Origin of the sequence: Arthrobacter sp. NPDC097144, assembly GCF_044762205.1 — a bacterium.
Classification (GTDB): domain Bacteria; phylum Actinomycetota; class Actinomycetes; order Actinomycetales; family Micrococcaceae; genus Arthrobacter_B.
In genome coordinates this window covers 1-19,922 of the sequence record NZ_JBIWDW010000006.1, presented here as the reverse complement: position 1 = coordinate 19,922, position 19,922 = coordinate 1, and the positions used below count along the sequence as shown (strand labels likewise).

The following is a 19,922-nucleotide window of genomic DNA, read 5'->3' as shown; positions in this document are numbered from 1 at the left end:
TTGTCTGCGGGGTTTAAGGGTACTCCCCGCCCTATGGGAGGGGAGTAGGGCGGGCGGGCGCATAGCTGCATTCATTGGTTATCGAGCTTTAAGACTTCTCTACTGCTGATGGCTACGCTGAGTGGATCACTTATCGGCGCGGATAACGATCCCCATCCCCGCGTTATTGGTGCCCAGCAGCCGACCTATGGAGCCTTTCACTGATTCACTGCATTGGGTGCTCTGGGCTGCGCGCGATGAGCTGGTGAAACTTTGCAGTACGTCCCTCGTGAGATACGCCAGTCTGCAAAACAGGAGCCTCAGTTATGTGCGCGTATAACTCGATCACGGTCCCCTGAATGAACCAGACAGCAGACCGGTTGCCGCGTTGATCAGTGCGCTCATCAGGTGAGGGGTCGAATGCATCAGCAATGCCTGCCCGGATCGCGTCATAGCCGGCATTGACGTCGTCAGGAGAGGAATCCGGCTCACCTGCATAGGCGAAAAGGTTCAGATGGAAGAGCTCACCGTTCAGCGCGGACCAGGAAGCGTTCACTGCAGCACCTGGCATGACGAACTGTCCTCGAGTAAGACCTAGAGAGATCTCTTCGTCCGGCTCCAGTGGTGGACCCAAAGCGCAGCCCAGGCGGGCGAAGTAGCTAGCGAAATGCTCTGATCCTGAGGGCCACTGCTCACTCACAATCCGCTCCATCAACTGGATGATCACAGCAGGAGGCGGGTCGAGGGATTCACCGGACGGACACGGACTCATTGCTGAACAGTACGCCGCGACACTCATCAAAACGATCCTCCCGGAAATCAGTCCCGCAAATGGACCGGCTTATGGGCGCAGGAATACGAGCTTCATCTGGCAAGCAGCTGAGATCAGTACTGAACTGCAGCCTGAAGATTGGCGTGTGCTCAGAGCGAGGTCCCTCGGTGGCGTGGTCGGTGTGTGCAAGCGGTCAGCCTGGAGGGTGGATCAGAACTAACTGTCCGAGTCTTCGTCCTCCATCTGCTCGGAACCCTCAGTAACGGATTTCTTCGACAGTCGATCGCCACCGATCGGCCCCACCTTCGGAATACCGGATGCGGGTGCCGTTAGCTTCCCGATGTCCGGCCCGACGATCTTTGTCATATCGAACGCGGGTGCCGTTAGCTTCCCGATGTCCGGACCGACGATCTTTGTCATATCGAACGCGGGTGCCGTTAGCTTCCCGATGTCCGGACCGACGATCTTTGTCATATCGAACGCGGGTGCCGTTAGCTTCCCGATGTCCAGCCCGACGATCTTTGTCATATCGAACGCGGGTGCCGTTAGCTTCCCGATGTCCAGCCCGACGATCTTTGTCATATCGAACGCCGGTCCCGTCAGCTTCCCGATGTCCAGGCCGGCGACCTTCGAAAACTCAGATGAACTGAATTGTTCTATGGTTTCCATTGTCGCCTTGTAATGTTTCAATTCAGCCTCCAACCGTCTTCTTCGAGCGGTCGTAGTCCAGAACGCGAGGCCCGGATCGTTCGGTAGTGCCTGCACGCTTGCAATATCGAACGTACTTGGAACTCCTAAGCGGGAGAGGGTTACCTGACCGCCCACACGTAGTTTTTTGGAGACGACAGCTTCATTGCCGCTGCCCGGGGCTACCTCAAGGTCTACGTCGACATCGACTGAGTAGTTTGCGGCCCAGTAGGTTTCGCCGCGGCCTGCCGCATCGTTGAAGAACCAGTCCATGTCTGACGACCTAGTAGAGAGAATGAGGGCTCTCTCGGCGCTCGGAGTCAACGCCGCCTGAGACGCACTGACGCTACGCCCAGAGAGTCCCTCTCGGAGGAGATCCTCCAGAGCGTCAATCTCGATCACTTTCTGCAGAGCTGCAAGCTCAGTGTCAGAAATGGGCGCGTGATGGGCTGCAAGATGCTGTTCAAGGACCTCCACGCTTACTGCGTACTTAACTCTCTGCGCGAGTCCTCGATCTTTGAGTTCCTGATGTAGCTGGGGATGGAAGTTGATAGGGCAGTCATTACGACTTCCTTGGTTTTCGCCAGTCCAGTGCGGGTTAGAAGGCCCGAAATCCTTGGTGTTGTCGCTGACGAACCAGATCTCGTCATCAGGATGTTCCTCCGCAGCAGCTAAGAGTGTCAACCAGATAAGGGTGTCCCGATAACCGTCCTTTGTGTCTCCTTGATACGGCGCAATCCGGCCAGAGGCACGTTCAGCTATGACTAAATGGCTAACAGCCGGCACCTCGATCACCTGAGCGTCAACAGCTTCAAGACGCTGTGTAAGGTCTGCAGCGAAGGACTGTATGCGCTCTTGCATTTTGTCCCGGATACGTTCAACCTCGTCCTTGACGTCGAACGTACCGAGGCGAAGCGAGAGCAGCTTTTGCAGCTCCTGGAGCCATTTCTTACCTACCAGATTGGTTATCTCCAGCAGCACGACATCCGGCACAAGAATCTGAACTCCCCACTCTTTTCCATTTTCAATCACAGAATTCCAAGCTGGAGCCTGGAGGAAAGGAGAAGTGGCCAAAATATTGGTGTCCGGGACAAGGAAGATCACTGCTTCAGTATCCCCTAAATTTTGGATGCTGCGCGGCTGCCCATAGGAATCGCTGATGCACAGTGCCACACGATGCTGCCAGATCACGCCCCTTAGAGTTGTGATCATGTATAGGGCCTGATCGTGGCGGGGAAGTGGCTCAAGAGCGTCGCGGTGAGGGACCGGCCCAGTCCTGCCCCGCAGAAGGTGTCCCGCTGAGAGACCGGCTAACGGACGCGCAGATCAGTCGCTGAAGGCTAATGTTGGCAATGTGATTTCTCGTTACCACCTACGCTGCCCCGGATGCTCAGAAATCTTTGTGGCGAGGCTAGGCGCAGAGCCGACTGCGCTCACCAAGCTTTACCTACCGTGCCCCAAGTGTCATCTGCCCATTCGCGCTCGAATGTCTGGGCATGAGCTGCGGGACCACCGTATCGATTTCAAGTGTGATGTCGTCACGGAAGAAGATCTGCCCCCAGAGCCACTTACTATTACGGTGAATCCGTTCGTTCCATCCCGATACGATGCCGATTCCTACAGCGGCGTTGGTGCGTTTCCCACCCTCACACTGGCCAGCGTACTGGGACACGAAACATACCTCGTTTTCCGCGAAGATCGAGCGGAAGCAAGTTGCCACGTTGAAGAATTGTGGCCGAGCGCCCGAATGGTATTCGAGTATTACCTCCAGAAAAACTGGGAAATGTTCGACAAGGTCGTGACGACCAAGTTCGATTTGGAGTCCGTGGGGCAAACGTCGCACCAACGAACAACTGTCGCCTACCAGAGCGTCGCCGTCGCCACAGTTAAGATAGTGGGTCAGTCGGGCGACCGCAGTGCAAAACTGTTTAGCCGCTTTGGTCGCAAGCACGTCGCTGCGCTCCAGGAAATGCCTTACACCACAGTGATCAGAACCCGCGGAGCCGATGCTGGACAGCTTGAACACGATCTGTTTCAGGTAGTCGAGCACTTTATTGGTGACTACGAATCGTGGGAGATGGGCAGGCTTGTCCGCTTCATCGACGCTAGCGCTGCAGGCGTGTTGGAGGAACTCGTGCTGTTTCGTGATGAGTTTCCACTAGTGAGGGACCTCTATCAACAGGGATTTGAGATGGCCTGCAAGTGTCTTTGGATCCTGGTCGCGGCGCAAAACGGCACTAAGCGTAAGGATGCAAATGCATTCGGCGACGACCACCCGGCAACCGTGCCAAGAGCCAAGCAAGCCAAAACGCTCGCGCAATATGACAAGCTTCCTAATGCCTACAAGATCGCCTACGCCGCCCAAGTACCCGGTTGGGAGTGTTTAAGTATGTTTCTGAATAGTGGGCGAAGGAACACGATCGGGCACGCCACTGCACGGCACGACCTCAGGTCTGGGCGGATCATCACAGACAAGGATCCGGATGGAATCACTTACATTGACTTTCTCGGTGAAACTTTCGGAGTGTTTGAAGCGCTAGTGGTGTTGATGCAGGTGTTGCGCACAACCCGAGTTGCATCTTCACCGGATTTTTTCCGAAAGAGAACCCCACCGATTTAGCGCCTCCTTAGACGTGTTGATGATCCAAGGGAAGATCCCCCATCTGGTCATTGTGTCGCTTCAGGCCGACCACCGCCGGTCGGGGCTCAGGTATCGAGCGACTCGTCCCACTCCGCGCCAAGGACCCACGACAGGGCTGATAGACGGCCGCTTAGCATTCCCCATTCGAAGTCGTCCCAGCCAAGTTTCTCGCGTCCGTACTTTGCTTCAATTCGCTCGGCTGCTTCACATGCCTGCTTGAGGATCTCTTCTTGTCCTTTTTTGAGTTCTTCGCCGCGCTCCAATTTCTGAAGCCAGACCTGATGTCGATTCCACCAGACCTTGTCCCAAAGCTCGTTGTACGTCCGCAATATCTCCCCGTCGTTTCGACGCAAAAGGAGCGGCCAAGACTCACCTTGGACCTCTTCGCTCGGGACCCATTCGACCTTGTCACCCTCAGATGTGTAACCGATAGGAAATCCGTTTGGGCCGACCGCATCCGGCTCGACCGGGTCGGTGGTCTCAGCCTTCGATCGTCTGAGTCCTGGACCAATGTGAAGCCGAACGAAGTTACGGTTCAACTCCTCGATCTGAGCCATCAAGTCAGGGTCGAATCGAGCAACTTCAATGCCGGCCTCACGTAACCGAAGCTCACCCCTTCCACGGATGTCGTCATTCGGGTCGAGTACGCCGATGACCACCCGCTTGATTCGGCGCTCAATGATGCGTTCTACGCATGGAACCTTTGGAGCGTTCCGGGCGGTGCAAGGCTCCAACGTTGTAAAGAGGGTTGCGCCAGCGAGTGTCTCCTCCGCGAGTTTTCGCTCCAGGAGAGTGAACTCCGCATGCTCACCTTGGCCGAGCTCTCCTCGGAACGCCTCACCTATGAGGACTCCATCCCGACCTACAACTGCGCCAACCTTCGGCGATACACGGCCAGGCTCACTGACGGACTGACGTGCGAGACCAATGGCGCGTTCCATCAAGGCCCGATCACTAAGTGCGTTGGAATTTATTATCACCTAGAGATGCTAGCGGGTGTGGCGTCTCGGATATCACCAGCGGGATCGGGATGTTTAGGGGCGGTGAGGTGTCCCCCTACGGGATCCCCATCCGCGCGTTATTGGTGCCCAGCAGCCGACCTATGGAGCGTTTCACGAATTCAGTGCTTTAGGTGCTCTGGGCTGCGCGCGATGAGCTGGTGATACTTGGCTGTACGTCCCTCGTGAGATACGCCAATCTGCACAACAGGAGCCTCGGTTATGTGCGCGTATAACTCGATCACGGTCCCCTGAATGAACCAGACAGCAGACCGGTTGCCACGTTGATCAGTGCGCTCATCAGGTGAGGGGCCGAACGCATCAGCAATGCCTGCCCGGATCGCGTCATAGCCGGCATTGACGTTGTCGGGCGAGGAATTCAACTCACCTGCGTAGGCGAAAACGTTCAGGTGGAAGAGCTCGCTGTTCAGCGCGGACCAGGAAGCGTTCACTGCAGCACCTGGCATGACGAACTGTCCTCGAGTAAGACCTAGAGAGGTCTCCTCGTCCGACTCCTGTGGTGGACCCAAAGCGCAGCCCAGGCGGGCGAAGTAGCTAGCGAAATGCTCTGATCCTGAGGGCCACTGCTCACTCACAATCCGCTCCATCAACTGGATGATCACAGCAGGAGGCGGGTCGAGGGATTCACCGGACGGACGCGGACTCATGGCTGAACAGTACGCCGCGACACTCATCAAAACGATCCTGCCGGAAATCAGTCCCGCAAATGGATCCCTCCGTGCGGACCGGTGTTGCGCAGGGCGTACTTAGCGCAGCACCCAGGGCAGCAGACTGACGGTGGCACAAGGTCCCTTGTGCGCTCATTCCTTTCGCGCAGGGATGGCTAGGCCATCCAGGGAAGTCTCTGGTGCAAGGCATGCAGGGTCACGGTCCCGCCATAGATGGGAGAGGCTCCAAGCTCCGAAAAACCCCATCGTGTATACATCTCTCGCACTTGGGGTGCTTGCCCAAAAACGCCTAAGACGGCAGCCTGTTCGGTTCGACTCGAGAGAAGTTCGCGGATGCACTGTTTGGCTATCCCCCGGCCTCGAAAGCTTTCGTTGACAGCTAGTTCCTGGACGATGACGGTCCTCGATGCCATGATTGCTGCGTCTCGCGCTGGAAGCATTGCGTCTAGTCGTCGCTGCCAGGAGATGTCTTGGTCAAGCCTTTGAGATAGCGCAAAGCCGACCACTTGCTTGTCGTGGCTCGCCGCGATGAGTCGCCCACCAGGACTGGCAAGTTGGTCGGGACCCCATTGAGTGATGCTTTGAAGGTCGCTTGGTGATTCGTTGTAAGGAGGGGCCGCGAAGCTCGAGACGAAGAGATCCGCGATCTCACCCCAGATTTCGTCCGGGGCAACATTCTCGAACCGGACGTAAGTAACTTTGCGATCGACCCCTGTCATAGTGGCTCAGACTACCTCCTGCAACCCCCGAAGCGGGCAGGCAAATAGACGGTGCGTTAACCGATGAGGAGCAGGTCAAGCTCTCTGGACCACTTTGGAAGCACACGGTGCGACGAGGTGACTTGCACGATGTTTCTGTTGATACGGACAGCGGGATGAGTACTGGCTTGGTGAACTGGCCTGTAACGCGGCGCGAACGAGGTTCTCTTGTGCGGATGAACATGGGCGGCTCCGCCGTCGTCACCTTCTCGGAGAACAGCGGCCGCAGCTATCAGTTCGTCCTCGCGGAACGACGCTCCGCAGAACGAATGGCACGAGCCATCACTGACTGAGGAATCTCGTGGGGTAGCCGACCCGCTTGCGGGACGCTCTGATCGACTCGTATATGGAGGAGGTTGAGAGGGCAGCCCGCCAAACCAACGGACTGCCCTCCTCTGGTTACTTCTTACCGCGCCGCATAGTCCTCGCCCCGGGTGCCCATGCCACCGACGGCCGTCCAAGGCCTACCCAGCAATGAGCTCCTTGACTGGTCCTTCGTGCAAAGCCAGGTAGACATCATCCCGGATCTGGTTGGCCTGGGGATCGGTCATCGTCTTGGTTAGGGGGCGGAGTACTAGCCGGATCAGCGCGTTGGCTTGTCCTTCACAGATCTGGAGCCGCTCCTGCACCTTCAACGGAAGCTCCGCATGGACAGTGATGGCCAGCAGTTCCACGCATTCCAGGTCGTCCGCTTGTCCGTTCAGTGCTGTGCGGACTCGATCCCCGAGTACCTCTGCATCCATGTCAGCGGGCACGACGATCGATATGTCCCGTCGGATGGGCGGCATCTGAGAAATTGGCTGCCACGGTTCCAGGTTCATCATTTGCTGTTCGATGCGCCTGTCCGAGGACCGGAGCAACCTGATGTCCGGGACGCCTTTGCGCAGCATCAGGGCACGGTCCAGACCCATGCCCAGAGCGAGTCCGGTCCACATGGCGGGATCCAGACCGGCTTGGCTGAACAGGTGCGGGGCCATTAGGCCGCACTCGGCAAGTTCGAGCCATTCCCCGTCCATCAGAACATCGACCTGCAAGCCCTGCTCGGTGTAGGGGTGGACTGCCGAAACTGCGCGCCACTGGGCGCCGGGAAGCACAGCATGCACGAGGGCCGCGATCATGTCCTGAAGATCGTCGGCCGTGAGGCGAGCCCGCGAGCTGACCCGCCACAGGTCAACTTGGTGCGGGGTTCCGACATGGGTACGGTCGATGGAATCGCGCCGGTAAACAAGACCCGGGATAGCCCAGAGCTCGTCAATGGATCCACCGGGATCCAAGGCTCGGAGCAGCGACGGGATCGAGGCGGACGTGTGGCTGCGCAGCATGACCGTTGGGCTGATATAGCGGGAGTACCTTTGGTCCCGCGTCACATCTGATGCGCTGAAGCCGAGGTGGTCGTAGTTGTCGGCCACGCTGACCAGGGGACTATGGCGGATGATCCGGCAGGGAGCATCCCACTGTTTGCTGAGCGTGTCGGTGACCGCTTGCAGGAGAGTCTGCATTGCGTGGGGCCCGCTGATGGGATCTGAGAGATCCCGGATGGTCAGTGCGTCATTGAGTTCGGAGTGGCTGAGGTAACCAGACATAGTGGGGTCCTTATTTCTTGGATTGAGGAGGGGTGAAGTTCTCCCCCGACTCAGATCCGACGCCAGGACCTAGGCGCGCGCCAATAAGCCCTGGCGACCGGAAACCGGTCGGGGGCAAGTAAATCGGCGCACAGAAAGCATGAGGCCGAGTGTACCCCTACAATCCCGACGACCATCTCCGCGGAACAGGCCGATCAGAGACTGAACTTGCAAAACGGAGTGCTGCGGCGCCCGGTAAAGGATCCCGGAACGGACGCGAGAGCATCCAAAGATCCATCCCTTTTCGGATATTACTTGGGGACCCTTGAGAAAGTTATTCAACAGCAGAATGCTGAAGATCCTTCAGATCATGTGCTTCTGAGCAGGAGCAGATGCTCGAGGAACTCAATGACGGGGGCAGTCACTCGGAGGTCTTCGAGATAGTAGTCGTACCGGGCCAGCCTTTAGTAGCCTTTGAAGTAAGAGATCAGTCATTCACGGCTTCTCACTAAATAGCCCAACTTGAAGGGGGTTCGATCAGACGATGATTCAACCCAGCTCGAGCCCCGATTCCTCTCACTCCACACAAACCCTCAAAGCATCACTGTGGTTCGTGGTGGTCTTATGCGTTGCATCATGGGTCATATATTTTTACGTAGCAGCTAGCACAAACTCCTGGCCTTCCCTCGCACTTCCGGGCATATGTACAGCTGTTTTAACGTACTCGATATTCAATTACCGGCGTAAGCGCTAGGGGCCCCTTCTGTTGCGCTAAGGACCGCTTGATCTTCAGCCCCACCAGGGGGCAGAGGCAGGTATGGGTTCCTGCCGCGCTCAGGGACCGGCTTACGAGCGCACTGCGGTGCCCGATGAAATGCGTTTGTCCAAAGGTTCATACCCGTTCCATCGCCGCTCGAACCAGCATCGCAATACGCCCGGCAGTCTCCTCAGGTGTGTCCGCTCCTGTAAGGGCCGTGCTGGTGGCGAGTGAGCGCCAGCAGTTCACCGACAGTCAGATCCGCACCGCCCGCCGACTCGTCGAGGCGGGGGGAGCCAGTGATGCATGTGGCCCGGGATCTGGGAATGTCCAGGGCCACCCTGGATTGGAGCATGGCCGAACTGCGCAATAGTAGGTAATGACTACGGAAGTGATAGATCCGCTAAACCTGCCTCCGGCGCAGAGGCCAACCGCTGAGTATCGTCTGGGTACCTTCTCCTTCTCCGGTCCCGGGCCATGTGTGGCGCTTCTTCCGTCACCACGTGCAAATCGACTGATGGCAGTTGATACCAACCAAGGAAATAGTTAAGGGGCCGACAATATATCGACCCCCTTATCTATTTTCGGAAATATTGTGAGTTAGCTTTCCGAATCCCTTGAAGGTTTTCTATTTCTCTTATTATCGATTAGCTCTTGTAAGTTTTTCTCATTTTCCAGTGATTTCCTATTGCCCCACTGGTATGCATAATGGCCTGCGATGAACATGCCTGCAACAAAAATCACTCCTCCAACCAGACCGAAGTCCAGGGAGTACAGCCAAACAAGAACTGCAACTGTGACAATCATTACCGCGGTGATAATAAACCTTTTGATGCCGTCTCCTTCAAATGCATTGCAGTTATATTCCCCCGAGTCATTGAACCTGCCGTAGTCGACCGTACCCAGCGACAGGCTGCCGCTGGCGATGTCGGGTCTCTTGCCGGGCCTCTGGGGTGGCTGACGGAGTAGGCGAAACTACCCAACAAGCAGCGGCGAATATTGCGATACCCTTCGTTGCGGATCCCTCGTCGGAGACCCGCTGAGGGATCCCTTAGCCGGTGCCACCGGCCGACGGACTTACCCAGGGCTGGCCACCACCCTAGGACTCGCGTGTCGCTATAGCTTGCTTCTATTGGTAGGACAGCCTTGAATCAAGTCATGTTCGTTCCCGATTCTCTGCACCCGGATAATAGCGAGGTGAGTGCCGCGATCGCGGCGGCAGCGCGCGATCAGAGCGGCACCTGTTGGTGGTGTGGAAGACCGGCAGACTCACGGGAGCACAAGTACAAGAAGACTGACCTCAAACGCATGGCACAGGGAGACGATCTGTTATGGGGAGGAGACAGCTCGGAGCTGCGCACTGTCCGTAGTCACCGGAAGTCCAAAGAAGTACTATTTGGTCTCGTTTTATGCAAACGATGTAATGACACGCGAAGCCAGCCGTTTGACCGCGCCTACGAGATCTATGCAGCCTATGTCAGCCAGAATCTTAATCGATTATGGCGTGCAGGCGGTATCCGCTTCGACCGAGTGTATGGGGAAGACTGGTCGAACCAAACGAAGAATCTCGCCCGGTACTTTGCAAAACACTTTGGCTGCTTAATAGCGGATTCTGGGTTCCCACCCCCGGACACGCTCCGGAATTTCCTCTCAGGCGCCGACGATTGTCCAGATGTATCGATGTGCCTCGTCAAAGAAGAAGGGCTCTGGCTCCTGCATCGCGAGTTGAGGCGCGACAGCGACACTGATGGTGGTCTATGGATCTCACCAGGACAGGGGTGGATGACGGAGAATCGCCTCAGCGGATACAAGGTAAGGACGTCGATTGGATACGTAGGGGTCCTGTTCGAATGGCAGGAGAATTGGGGCACTCAGGACTCCTTCTTCAAGCATCCTCACCCAGTGCTCAACCGAAGGAAAGCGCCGAAAGAGTTGCGCCGTTCATTTCAGCGAAGGGTAAGGGGGTCGCGCGGGAGCGCATCTGAGGGAGGCTTGGAATGAAGACGTTCGTCCCCTCACGTGCCTGCACCGCCCTGGTCCGGTACGCCCTGATTGCAAAGGGCTGTCATTCGTGCCGGCACATGCGATCGATGAAGGTACCCCAGATGGCATAAGAGGACCGGCTTACGGGCCGGCAGCAATGGCACTTTTGGCGCCTGAAGAGAGAGTTCGGTCCTCCGGATCAGCTGCATCGTCCTCCAGGAAGAGGGAAAAGCTCATCCTCCGGGGGGAACCTGACGATGAATGGCCTATTTGACAGCAACGCCCGCCTAGGGTGAAACCATGTTTACGTCCCGGTCTCGCTTCCACTCTTTCCTAGGCCCATTTATGGCGCCTGCATCCGCAACTATTTTGTTGCTCGCACTATTCGCCGTCGAGAATCGTGGATTCAACAGTGGCAGCGCCCTCTTAATCGCATTGGCAGCAGCCATGGCTGCTGCTCGGGAGTTGCCGACAGCGTCACTTTCTTTCGCGCTGGCCTCGCTGGCTGGCCAGACATTGGGTCTGTTCCCCGGCGTTCTTGAGTCGGGCGCCCTGACATATACGGCCGTACCGCTGTTGGTGTTTTTCGCTGTCCTTGGACTGCCGTCGCACAGACGTTGGTTTGGCCTTGTTGCGGCAGTAGTTTTGGCCGTACTGACTACTGCTGCGTGGTTCTTGGACAGTACATGGATCAACTACCTCTTCGGCAGCCAGGTACGTGAAGGCTCCGCAGCACGCATCGCGCTTCAGATATTCCTCGTTTTTGCCGCGTTCCTGGTCCTTGCCCTGGCTGCTTGGACTGCCGCGTATGCGGTGCGAAAAGCTTCGGCTAGCGCCCGGGCACAGGCCGAAGCGGAAAGCCGACTCGAGCGGACCGCCACAGCCCTGGAAGTAGAGCAGGACCGCAACAGGATTTCCCGCGAGTTGCACGACGTGCTGGCACATTCCTTGGCGGTGATCATCGCTCAGGCCGAGGGACTGCGCTACATCCATCGAAGTGAACCGGAGGCGGTGGACGAGGCAGCCTCTGTGATTGCCGACGCTGCCCGCAAAGCCCTTACGGAGACCCGCGATGTCCTCACCGGCCTCCAAACGGATTCCAACGATCCGCTGGAACAGCGCCTGGCTGCCCTGGCAGTCCAGTTTTCGACCAGTGGTATGCCCGTCACCCTGCGTCCCGCTGCAGGCCTCGCCCTGTCCACCTCGCCGGAAACCAGCCATGCGGTCTACAGGCTTATCCAGGAGAGCCTGACCAACGCCTTCAAACACGGCGACAGGGAGGCCGGCGTCGAAATTTTCCGTACCTGGACGCCGGACGGCCTTGAGTTGGGCATTTCCTCATCAACGGATAACAGTCGACAGCCGGGACGGCCACTGCCACCGCCTGGACAGGGAATGCGGGGGATGGAGCGACGGGCAGCTGATGCCGGCGGGTGGTTCACAGCCACGGCGGACGGCGGCACCTTCCTCGTGCGGGCATTCCTGCCTCTGTCAGCAGGAAAGCTCGAACTTGAGGAGGTAGGCGCATGACGGCCCCTGCCGGTATCCAGTCAGTGTCCACCATTCGGGTCGCGATGGCTGATGATCAACCGCTGTTCAGCGCAGGGTTGAAGATGATTCTGCGCAGCCAGCCGGACATCGAGCTGACAGGCGACGCAGTCAACGGTGAGGACGCCGTGCGGCTGGCCGAGGAAACGAGTCCCGACGTCATGCTGATGGATATCCGCATGCCTGTGCTGGATGGATGCGAGGCCACCCGCAGGATTGGGGAGTCCTGTCCCCAGACCCGGGTCATTGTCCTGACCACCATCGCACACGACCAGGCCGTGGTGCGCGCCATCCAGTGCGGGGCCGCAGGATTCCTCACCAAAGATGCGACGCCGGAATTCCTTCTCGCTGCCATCCGGACCGTGCATTCCGGACAGTCGGTCATCGCCCCTGCCACTACCCGGGAACTGCTGCGGGACTACAGCATGCCTACCAGGCGGAACACCCAGGCATTGGCACCTTTATCCGAACGGGAGCGGGAGGTCTTCCGGCTGGCAGCAACCGGGCTGGGCAACACCGAAATTGCCTCGACACTGGTCCTGGCCGAAACCACCGTGAAGTCCCACGTCGGCGCAATCCTCGCCAAACTCAAGCTGCGCAACCGGATCCAACTTGTCGCCTTCGCGTACCAAAACGGACTGGTCTAACCCTTTCCCATTCGCTATCTCAATCCAAACCGAGGAGTTCTGACATGCAAAACTACGGCCACCGGACAAGCAGAAAAGCCTTTCCCATCAAGCGCCTGGCTGCCGCGGCTATTCTCGTCGCCGGCGGCGCCGCGACTCTCATTGCAGCCGCCTTGCCCAACACTCCGCTGGCGGCCGCACCGGAACCCATATCAGGGATTGTGCGCGACGCCGAGGCCTACATGGCACCAGACCCGGTCGCCGAGGAAGGTGTGCGGCAGGTGGTTTCCGAATGCATGGCCAACGCCGGATTCGATTACACGCCGGCCGCTGAAACAGAAGGCACGGGGGGCCTCAGTGAATGGATCGGTTTCGAGCGCCTTGATGCCGCTGTCGCAAAGGCGGAGGGCTACGGCGGTCCTGTAGCGGGTACTGAACCGGCACCCGGCAGTGATCAGACAATCATGTTCAGCGACCCTGCCTTCGATGCGGCGCTGTACGGTCCGGCTGATGAGTTTGCCGAAACAGGAAGTTATGGAACCCGGGCCGGCGGCTGCCGGGGTGAAGCTGTGACCGCCATCTATGGGGACGTAGAGAGGTACACCCTGGCCACAGTCGCCTCCATGAACGCCTTCCCTGCATCGAGGGACGCTGCCTCCCGGGACCCTGAAATCCAGGCCGCCAACCAAGATTGGCAGGACTGCATGGCGCAGACTCCCTACAGTTCACTTCGGACCCCGGGCGAGGCCAGGACAGCCGGTGAGGCGGCAGGTGGCCAGGAAGAAATCAAGATAGCTGTCACCGACGCCGTCTGCCGCGAAGAAACGAATCTCCAAACCCGCATCGACGCAGTCTTCGATAAATACCTGACTACCGAAGTGCAGCAAATGGCGCCGGGGATGGCAGAAGTAACGGAAATCAAGACTCAGGCCGCCCAGCGGGCTCTGGAAATCAGTAGGTCCTCCAGCTGATCTTGTGGCCGATATAGGGGAGGCGGCGGGACCACAATGGTCCCGCCGCCTCCCTCGTTCCTGACGAGTTTTTTCTCCTGCCCCTGCCAGCGAGCGATGTCCGCTGAAGGATCCATAACAAAACCGGCCCCGATGGTGACCCTCGTCAATTGAGCCAACACCTATTTACCCGTCCCAATCAGGGCTCTGGCTGGGTCGATCCGTTAGGGCCTGTCCCAGGCTTTCGTCCGCCGGGCCGCCGCGGATGCGCTCAAAGCAACGGCATGGATAATAATAACTATGATTATCCTAATTACCTTCGGTGCAATTTTGATCACAATTTCGATCGGAGCTTCCGTGTATACAATAGTTCGCCGTGGAGTGATCCTAGGTGAGGATAAGGGCACAAAGTTTGTAGCCATAATATTGGGAAGTCTGCTGGTAGGTGCCGCACTATTCCTAACTGGAGTTTTGTTTGAATGGAAATAAGATCCTGCCCGTTAGCACGATCACAAGAAGACTGTGACCGGTAGCCACCCAGCCATTCTGGTAGCCGGATAACGATCGTTTCCAAGGCATCCTTCAACCGCTTGCTTTGTCGCCGATGTCGGCGCGCGTAAGCCAGCCTGCCAGGAAACTCTCACGGCCAGTGCTATGGATTGCGTATGTTATTTTGATCAACCGAGGGAGGGGCTTCCAAGTAAATGGACACAGAGCCAGAAGTGTCAGAAATACAGGGACACCGCACCTACACCGGTATGACCTCGGAAGGAGAAGCTGCTGTAGGCCGCATCGCTATCTGGGCCGCAAGGGTGGAGCAGAACCTCGTGCGCCTATGCGTGCGGTTGATCAACAGCGATGATCACCGCATCGGCTACGCGGTGACTGCAAACATGGGTGCGTCAGCAGTGATCGAACTGGCAAAGAAATTAGTCACTGGCTCAACCTCAACCAGTGACGAGGACAGGGCCGACATCCTGGCAATGCTCATGGACGCGAGAGCAGTGCTGGTCCAACGTAACCAGATCCTGCACGCGAGCGTGTCAGAGATCAGGTTCGGAGATAAACCGTCCTTCATCCGTCGGAAAAAGGGACCGGGGGACGATGGGCAGGATCCGTTCTGGGATTGGACTTCGCGCGGACTAGATGAGCTTGATCAAATCGGTGCGCAGCTTTTTAACGTATCGGAGGACCTTGAGGCACGCCTTGAGTTCGGGTGACAAGTGACGGGCTACGCCGACTAACAATCCCGGGATTTTTACAGGTTGTCGACAATATGTAATCGCAACCAATACCTCAGGGACTGGTCCAAGCCGGCACCGTTGAGTTCAGGTGGTTTTCTTTGGCCTGTAGCAGCCGGCTTGTGCGGAGGTAGTGCCGTTGGCGTTCGACCCATACGGCCAAGACTTTCTCTAAAAGATCGCTGATGCGACGGCGGCGATCTCCGCGGCGCTCCACCGGAAGAGATCTGTGCCCTTGGGTAAGTATTGGCGGAGGAGCCTGTTGAGATGCTCGTTACTGTCGCGCTGCCAGGGACTGTTCGGACCAGCGAAATAGACAAGCAACTCGATCTCGGTTGTGAGCAAGCGGTGCGCGGAGAGCTCTTTACCGCGATCCCAGGTTAACCATCTGGGTTTTGAGGAAACGGGCATCAGGCGGGCCCCTATCTCGATCCTGTTGATCGAGTTGGGGTTTCCGTCCTGGTAGTCGCTGAAGACCATGATCAAGTTAATGGGCGTCAAGTCTTCGCCGGAAACGTTTGTGATGTCGTACCAGGATGCGATCACCGGTTTCGAGCCGTATTCGTTGATCACATCACCGGCGTGAATAACCCGGTGCTCGGTGATCACGTTTTTCATATCAGGGGTCGTCAGAACGCCATGGACGAAAGCGGACCCCGTCCCAACAGGCTCCGCAGATTATAGGGGTGCTGGGCGCTGCATTGCAGTGCGAAGATCGAACCAGGGGCCCTTCCGGGTCAGAGCTCGCGCCCGTTGGCAGAAGCCGGGCCCGGGTCTACGGCCGGCTTTGGAATGGGCGGGTTGTAAGTGTCATCACGCAGGACATGTTCTTGGGGAGCTTGCAAGATCCTGCCGTACTCCGAGTTCACCTTCAGCGTTTCGGCTTGGGCCGGCGGTGCCGGCCACACCTCGATCAGGTAATCCTCGACCGGATCTTCAACGATCAGGTCCGGCGCAGCATCGCGGTTGCGGGCATGGATACGCGCTCTATACCAACCCGGCCCAAGGAAATCTAGGCGAACTCCCGGCGGTGGTTCATGCCCTTCTATGCTGCCGGGGACTATGGGGTCAGTCCCTGCCAGGAGGCTAACTTCTGCAACATCCTCCCAGCCCGCGGTGTTGGCCTCGGGCTGGGAGTCACAGTGGACGACGCTGATGTTTACTGGTCCGTGCGCGACGCCGGTCAGGATCATGGGAAAGCTGAGGGACAGCGCGCCCACCAGGCCGCCAACGTAGTCGAAGGGTTCTGACGGGCAGTACCCCGGCGACAGAAGCATCTGGTGCCCGAGTGTGTAGCCCACATAGGTCAGCTGCTGCACGAAATTCCCCTAGCTCGCAATCACTTCGTTCAGGATTCCCTGAATTCTGACATAGAAAGGGTCCGTCGAGGATCGGCTTGCGGGCACCACGCTGCGAAGTTGCGAAGAGCTCGGACGCCGCCGGTGCGGCATCTTAAACGTAGACCCCATATGCGAGTACCAAAGCTACGCCCGATCCCAGTGCTAAGAATCCGGGTAGGCGACGCTCGCCCCTGAATAAACCGAAGCCGCCGACAACAGCTGAAGCTAAGCAGAAAAGTATCGCCGCGTAGAGTGCCAAAACCGATAACAGAAGAGTTCCCTCGACCTCCCGACAGTGGGGACCAATTGGGCCATACTCTTCGGGGCACTTAATCCAGACAGTCATTGCCAAGTACGAAATCACGCAAATGAGCAACGAACCAAGGGCCCCCCACATGCCGACAATCCCATATTTTGTACTGGAGTAACCTGCAGTTCTTCTCATGGCAAGGAATCTACCCTCTACAGCAATTAACTATCCCTGGGCCAGGACCGCCGTTCTGGACAGCAGACCTAAGCTAGTGACGGACGAAGGTCTTCTACCTAGGCAGCAGGCACACTACCCGCGTTGGCCGGGATTCCGATCGTACTGCGGTATGGCCGCACGGGGTGGACGGATGAATCTCGCCAGGACTCGACGTGGAGTCAATATCCATGACTTCCTCGCCCGTTAGTCAGTGGGTTTTCCGGTGGAATCGACGGGGAAGCTCTCAATGATTTCGTGAGTTTCCGTGTCGATGATGACGACTGATTGCTTGGGCCACGCTGGGTCCGCTGCCACCGTGTATTCGACGTCGTCCGGGTGTACTGATTCTGCCTGTCCGTTGGCATTCCGGGTCGAAGCATCCACAATTTCACCGGTGTCCGTGAGCACCGCAACTGTTTCGTCGGGCAGTCCTGTGGTGCCGCCTGATACCGGCGTTGCGTTCCACCATCCCTCATACCCACCGATGGGTTCCTCTGTGGGTGCGGGTTCCAGAGCAGCGGCCGCTCGGGTTTCGCTGCTGCAGCCGCCTAGGACAAGCGTTCCGGCTATCAACAGTGCTGTCGTTATTACTCCACGCGTATCCATTGTTCCCCCGTGTCATTGAGCCTGTCGGAGTCGACCGTACCCCAGCGACAGGCGGCCGCCGGCGATATCGGGTAGGTCAGCCCTCTCCCTGTCGGCCGTCTCGGGTGGCTGACAGAGTAGTCGACACTACCCGACCTACAGCTACGACAATCGCGATAAGTTCGTTGCCGATCAGTTGCGGCAAGGGATCCTTACCTGGGACATTTACTGACTTCCGATCAGAAAAATTCCTGGGTGGGAGAACTAACGTGGATTTCCATGAAGATGTGCCCGTGTCTCCCGTTCTAGGGTGGCTGCGCGCCCGATCAAAGCCCAGAAGCTCCCACCAATGACGATCGCAGGCAGACTTAGAAATAGCGATAAGGAGTAAAGAATTTCCAGATTCGCGGACTCTGCGCTCGACGATGCGTCAAGCCTGCCCTGGACCGTCACCAGGACGACCCACGCGATGACGGCAAGGCCCACCATCCACATGTATCGCACCCAGGCTCGCATGCCGGGTTCCCTCCAGAGAACGAGGAGCCCGACGATTAGAACGCCGGCTGGCAACGCGGCGAATCCTACGATGAACCAGATGGCTTCCATTGAATTCATAGTTCACCATATCTATACCGGTCTGCAGGCGACGTTTTCCTAGTGCCCGCATGCCGGTCCCTAAACGGAATGCGTCAAGTGCGTCATCCGTCGCTGCTAAGCGTCGGACTGGGCGACCGGTTTCCGGAGATGGTCCTATCTGCCTCTCTGGCTAGGCTCACGGAACATCATCCAATCCAGATTCCCGCATCTTGGTGTCGACCAATGGCGGCGCCCGCTTCATGTTTCAAGATTTCGATGCTGGCTGGATACCGTCAATGAATGATCAATCTTGCGCGTGCAACTGATTCCGATATGACTGAGATTTCAGAGCTCCTGCGTATCGCTGACCTAACTTTGAGTGGACTTGCTTCGCCAACGGTGCATTTGTGGATCTCGCGGGACGAAACGACGGAACGCATTTTCGCCACGACTGGATACGAAAGCAGCGAGGACGGCAAGCATGCCCTCATCCGGAGCGTCGCCGTTGATCAGGCACTTCGCGGGGCAGGGATCGGGCTGGAACTCGCCCAATTCGCGATGGACCGAGCTGTCGAGGCGGGCGCCAAACAGGCCTGGCTGTTTAGCCGTAGGTCAGGCCCGTTCTGGCAGAAAGCCGGGTTTATGCCAGCAGACACGAATGAGCTAGCGGCAGCCCTTGCTTCAACTCACCAAGTCAGACTGTTTACTCAAACTGGCCAACTCGGACGTGAAGTGGCCTGGAGCAGACAGCTCTGAATACCTCTAACGGCCCGCTCCGTAAGCCGGTCCTTCAGCGGACAGTGGCTGTTACCGAAGCATGGGCGCGCTTCCCTGCGTCTTGGCGCGTCTCAATGTCTAGGACGTCGAAACCAGCGTTGCCTAGCAGATGCCCCATCTCTTCAACGGACCAGTAATACGCGGTTGTGACGGCGTGTTGGAAGGGTGTACCCGGCGAACCTTCGAAGAATCCAATGAGCAGTCGCCCTCCTGGGACAAGAACTCGGGCGAATTCCTTCAACGCCTGGGGAACTTCATCTGGAGGAATGTGGATCAGTGAATACCACGCCAGCACGCCCTGCAAGGTCTTATCTGAGAAGTCCATCTGCCGGAAGGATCCCACTCGAAAGGGAACGTCTGGAAAGTGCGCACGGGCGTTATCGATTCAGGGACAAGGTCGATGCCTTCTATCGCGGCACCTCCTTCGTGCAGATAATTTGTCCAATGGCCCGGACCACACCCGGCGTCGATCATTTGCCCGTCAATGCTTGATCCCCAACGTCCGATGCGCTGCCGGTCAAGCTCGTGCATGTCATCGACAGAACCAAGAAGGCGTGTGTACTCGGCGGCGCGGGATCGGTACGCGGCCCGAGTACTTTCATTCGTCATGTCGACGAGAGTATCCCTCCAGCTGGAAGACTCAAATGAAACCGAGGAGGTATGCCCGTAAGCCCGGGCCCCTTACTGCGATACCTGGCCAGAGCGATGAGAGTTAGCGTTGAGTGCCCCACTCATGGATCGGCCTATCGGACGTCGTTCACACCCTTATCGAAGCGAAACACCGCTGCCGTCGACCACTAACGCTTGACCATCGCGAAGACCCCAGTAGGGCTCGTCCGCCCGGGAGTAAGCAGCAGCCACCCGTGTTAAAGCCTCGCGCTCGGGATGTTCTGGAGAATCGAGGTGGGGGACGAAGGGCCGATCCAGGATGCCGAGACCGTCAAATTGAACGGCTCCGTACGTGGACAGGGCATCCTCGGTTGAGTC

General features: G+C 57.8%; 17 protein-coding genes and 1 pseudogene. 7 read left to right on the top strand and 11 right to left on the bottom strand.

Annotation, left to right across the window (positions count from 1 at the left end):
* Positions 1 to 205 precede the first annotated feature (205 nt).
* Complete coding sequence (locus tag ACIQXM_RS14085; protein WP_400932556.1) at positions 206 to 679, bottom strand: hypothetical protein; 474 nt, start codon at positions 677 to 679, stop codon at positions 206 to 208.
* Between the two features lie 288 nt (positions 680 to 967).
* Positions 968 to 2,650 (bottom strand): PIN domain-containing protein, encoded by a 1,683-nt coding sequence (locus ACIQXM_RS14080; protein WP_400932554.1) that lies wholly within the window; start codon positions 2,648 to 2,650, stop codon positions 968 to 970.
* Between the two features lie 274 nt (positions 2,651 to 2,924).
* On the opposite strand from ACIQXM_RS14080, the gene ACIQXM_RS14075 reads away from it, so the two are divergent.
* Positions 2,925 to 4,058 (top strand): hypothetical protein, encoded by a 1,134-nt coding sequence (locus tag ACIQXM_RS14075; protein ID WP_400932552.1) that lies wholly within the window; start codon positions 2,925 to 2,927, stop codon positions 4,056 to 4,058.
* 86 nt (positions 4,059 to 4,144) lie between these two features.
* Here the strand turns inward: ACIQXM_RS14075 and ACIQXM_RS14070 are convergent, their stop codons facing one another.
* The 3 genes from ACIQXM_RS14070 to ACIQXM_RS14060 form a co-directional block, all read right to left on the bottom strand.
* Entirely contained in the window at positions 4,145 to 5,020 is an 876-nt protein-coding gene (locus tag ACIQXM_RS14070) for a hypothetical protein (protein ID WP_400932550.1), read from the bottom strand.
* A 179-nt stretch (positions 5,021 to 5,199) separates the two neighbouring features.
* A complete protein-coding gene (locus tag ACIQXM_RS14065) occupies positions 5,200 to 5,673 on the bottom strand; it encodes a hypothetical protein (RefSeq protein WP_400932548.1) in 474 nt (157 codons plus the stop codon).
* Positions 5,674 to 5,921: 248 nt separating this feature from the next.
* Positions 5,922 to 6,485 (bottom strand): GNAT family N-acetyltransferase, encoded by a 564-nt coding sequence (locus ACIQXM_RS14060; protein ID WP_400932546.1) that lies wholly within the window; start codon positions 6,483 to 6,485, stop codon positions 5,922 to 5,924.
* Between the two features lie 155 nt (positions 6,486 to 6,640).
* Here ACIQXM_RS14060 and ACIQXM_RS14055 point away from each other — a divergent pair, with 155 nt between their 5' ends.
* Positions 6,641 to 6,817: a hypothetical protein gene (locus ACIQXM_RS14055; protein WP_400932544.1), complete on the top strand. Its 177-nt coding sequence runs from the start codon at positions 6,641 to 6,643 to the stop codon at positions 6,815 to 6,817.
* 171 nt (positions 6,818 to 6,988) lie between these two features.
* Here ACIQXM_RS14055 and ACIQXM_RS14050 read toward each other — a convergent pair whose 3' ends face one another.
* On the bottom strand, positions 6,989 to 8,107 hold the full coding sequence (locus ACIQXM_RS14050; RefSeq protein WP_400932542.1) for a hypothetical protein: 1,119 nt from the start codon (positions 8,105 to 8,107) through the stop codon (positions 6,989 to 6,991).
* Between the two features lie 3,064 nt (positions 8,108 to 11,171).
* Here ACIQXM_RS14050 and ACIQXM_RS14045 point away from each other — a divergent pair.
* The 4 genes from ACIQXM_RS14045 to ACIQXM_RS14030 all read left to right on the top strand — a co-directional run bounded on the left by ACIQXM_RS14045 (position 11,172) and on the right by ACIQXM_RS14030 (position 15,170).
* Positions 11,172 to 12,356, top strand: a complete 1,185-nt coding sequence (locus tag ACIQXM_RS14045) for a sensor histidine kinase (protein WP_400932541.1) — start codon at positions 11,172 to 11,174, stop codon at positions 12,354 to 12,356.
* Entirely contained in the window at positions 12,353 to 13,021 is a 669-nt protein-coding gene (locus ACIQXM_RS14040; protein ID WP_400932539.1) for a response regulator, read from the top strand. Before ACIQXM_RS14045 ends, ACIQXM_RS14040 begins: the two co-directional genes overlap by 4 nt.
* A 44-nt stretch (positions 13,022 to 13,065) precedes the next feature.
* Positions 13,066 to 13,971, top strand: a complete 906-nt coding sequence (locus tag ACIQXM_RS14035) for a hypothetical protein (RefSeq protein WP_400932537.1) — start codon at positions 13,066 to 13,068, stop codon at positions 13,969 to 13,971.
* 683 nt (positions 13,972 to 14,654) lie between these two features.
* Positions 14,655 to 15,170: a hypothetical protein gene (locus ACIQXM_RS14030; RefSeq protein WP_400932536.1), complete on the top strand. Its 516-nt coding sequence runs from the start codon at positions 14,655 to 14,657 to the stop codon at positions 15,168 to 15,170.
* 198 nt (positions 15,171 to 15,368) lie between these two features.
* On the opposite strand, the pseudogene ACIQXM_RS14025 reads toward ACIQXM_RS14030, so the two are convergent.
* The 3 genes and pseudogenes from ACIQXM_RS14025 to ACIQXM_RS14015 all read right to left on the bottom strand — a co-directional run.
* Positions 15,369 to 15,581: pseudogene (locus tag ACIQXM_RS14025) on the bottom strand (IS30 family transposase); the annotation flags it as partial.
* Positions 15,582 to 15,928: 347 nt separating this feature from the next.
* On the bottom strand, positions 15,929 to 16,510 hold the full coding sequence (locus tag ACIQXM_RS14020; RefSeq protein WP_400932534.1) for a hypothetical protein: 582 nt from the start codon (positions 16,508 to 16,510) through the stop codon (positions 15,929 to 15,931).
* A gap of 691 nt (positions 16,511 to 17,201) precedes the next feature.
* Positions 17,202 to 17,603, bottom strand: coding sequence for a hypothetical protein (locus tag ACIQXM_RS14015; RefSeq protein WP_400932532.1), 402 nt, complete (start codon positions 17,601 to 17,603; stop codon positions 17,202 to 17,204).
* Between the two features lie 855 nt (positions 17,604 to 18,458).
* Between ACIQXM_RS14015 and ACIQXM_RS14010 the strand changes: the two genes are divergently transcribed.
* Entirely contained in the window at positions 18,459 to 18,914 is a 456-nt protein-coding gene (locus ACIQXM_RS14010) for a GNAT family N-acetyltransferase (RefSeq protein ID WP_400932530.1), read from the top strand.
* A 34-nt stretch (positions 18,915 to 18,948) separates the two neighbouring features.
* Here ACIQXM_RS14010 and ACIQXM_RS14005 read toward each other — a convergent pair whose 3' ends face one another.
* Entirely contained in the window at positions 18,949 to 19,260 is a 312-nt protein-coding gene (locus ACIQXM_RS14005) for a class I SAM-dependent methyltransferase (protein WP_400932528.1), read from the bottom strand.
* Positions 19,261 to 19,700: 440 nt separating this feature from the next.
* Positions 19,701 to 19,922: Type 1 glutamine amidotransferase-like domain-containing protein (locus tag ACIQXM_RS14000; protein ID WP_400932527.1), on the bottom strand; the 222-nt coding region annotated here is incomplete at its 5' end.

Bases quoted from the DNA above. Each gene is read 5' to 3' on its own strand.
- ACIQXM_RS14075 (WP_400932552.1), top strand. From the start codon at position 2,925: ATGTCTGGGCATGAGCTGCGGGACCACCGTATCGATTTCAAGTGTGAT.
- ACIQXM_RS14055 (WP_400932544.1), top strand. From the start codon at position 6,641: ATGAGTACTGGCTTGGTGAACTGGCCTGTAACGCGGCGCGAACGAGGT.
- ACIQXM_RS14070 (WP_400932550.1), bottom strand. From the start codon at position 5,020: ATGGAACGCGCCATTGGTCTCGCACGTCAGTCCGTCAGTGAGCCTGGC.
- ACIQXM_RS14045 (WP_400932541.1), top strand. From the start codon at position 11,172: ATGGCGCCTGCATCCGCAACTATTTTGTTGCTCGCACTATTCGCCGTC.
- ACIQXM_RS14010 (WP_400932530.1), top strand. From the start codon at position 18,459: ATGATCAATCTTGCGCGTGCAACTGATTCCGATATGACTGAGATTTCA.
- ACIQXM_RS14040 (WP_400932539.1), top strand. From the start codon at position 12,353: ATGACGGCCCCTGCCGGTATCCAGTCAGTGTCCACCATTCGGGTCGCG.
- ACIQXM_RS14080 (WP_400932554.1), bottom strand. From the start codon at position 2,650: ATGATCACAACTCTAAGGGGCGTGATCTGGCAGCATCGTGTGGCACTG.
- ACIQXM_RS14035 (WP_400932537.1), top strand. From the start codon at position 13,066: ATGCAAAACTACGGCCACCGGACAAGCAGAAAAGCCTTTCCCATCAAG.
- ACIQXM_RS14030 (WP_400932536.1), top strand. From the start codon at position 14,655: ATGGACACAGAGCCAGAAGTGTCAGAAATACAGGGACACCGCACCTAC.
- ACIQXM_RS14060 (WP_400932546.1), bottom strand. From the start codon at position 6,485: ATGACAGGGGTCGATCGCAAAGTTACTTACGTCCGGTTCGAGAATGTT.
- ACIQXM_RS14015 (WP_400932532.1), bottom strand. From the start codon at position 17,603: ATGGATACGCGTGGAGTAATAACGACAGCACTGTTGATAGCCGGAACG.
- ACIQXM_RS14005 (WP_400932528.1), bottom strand. From the start codon at position 19,260: ATGGACTTCTCAGATAAGACCTTGCAGGGCGTGCTGGCGTGGTATTCA.
- ACIQXM_RS14050 (WP_400932542.1), bottom strand. From the start codon at position 8,107: ATGTCTGGTTACCTCAGCCACTCCGAACTCAATGACGCACTGACCATC.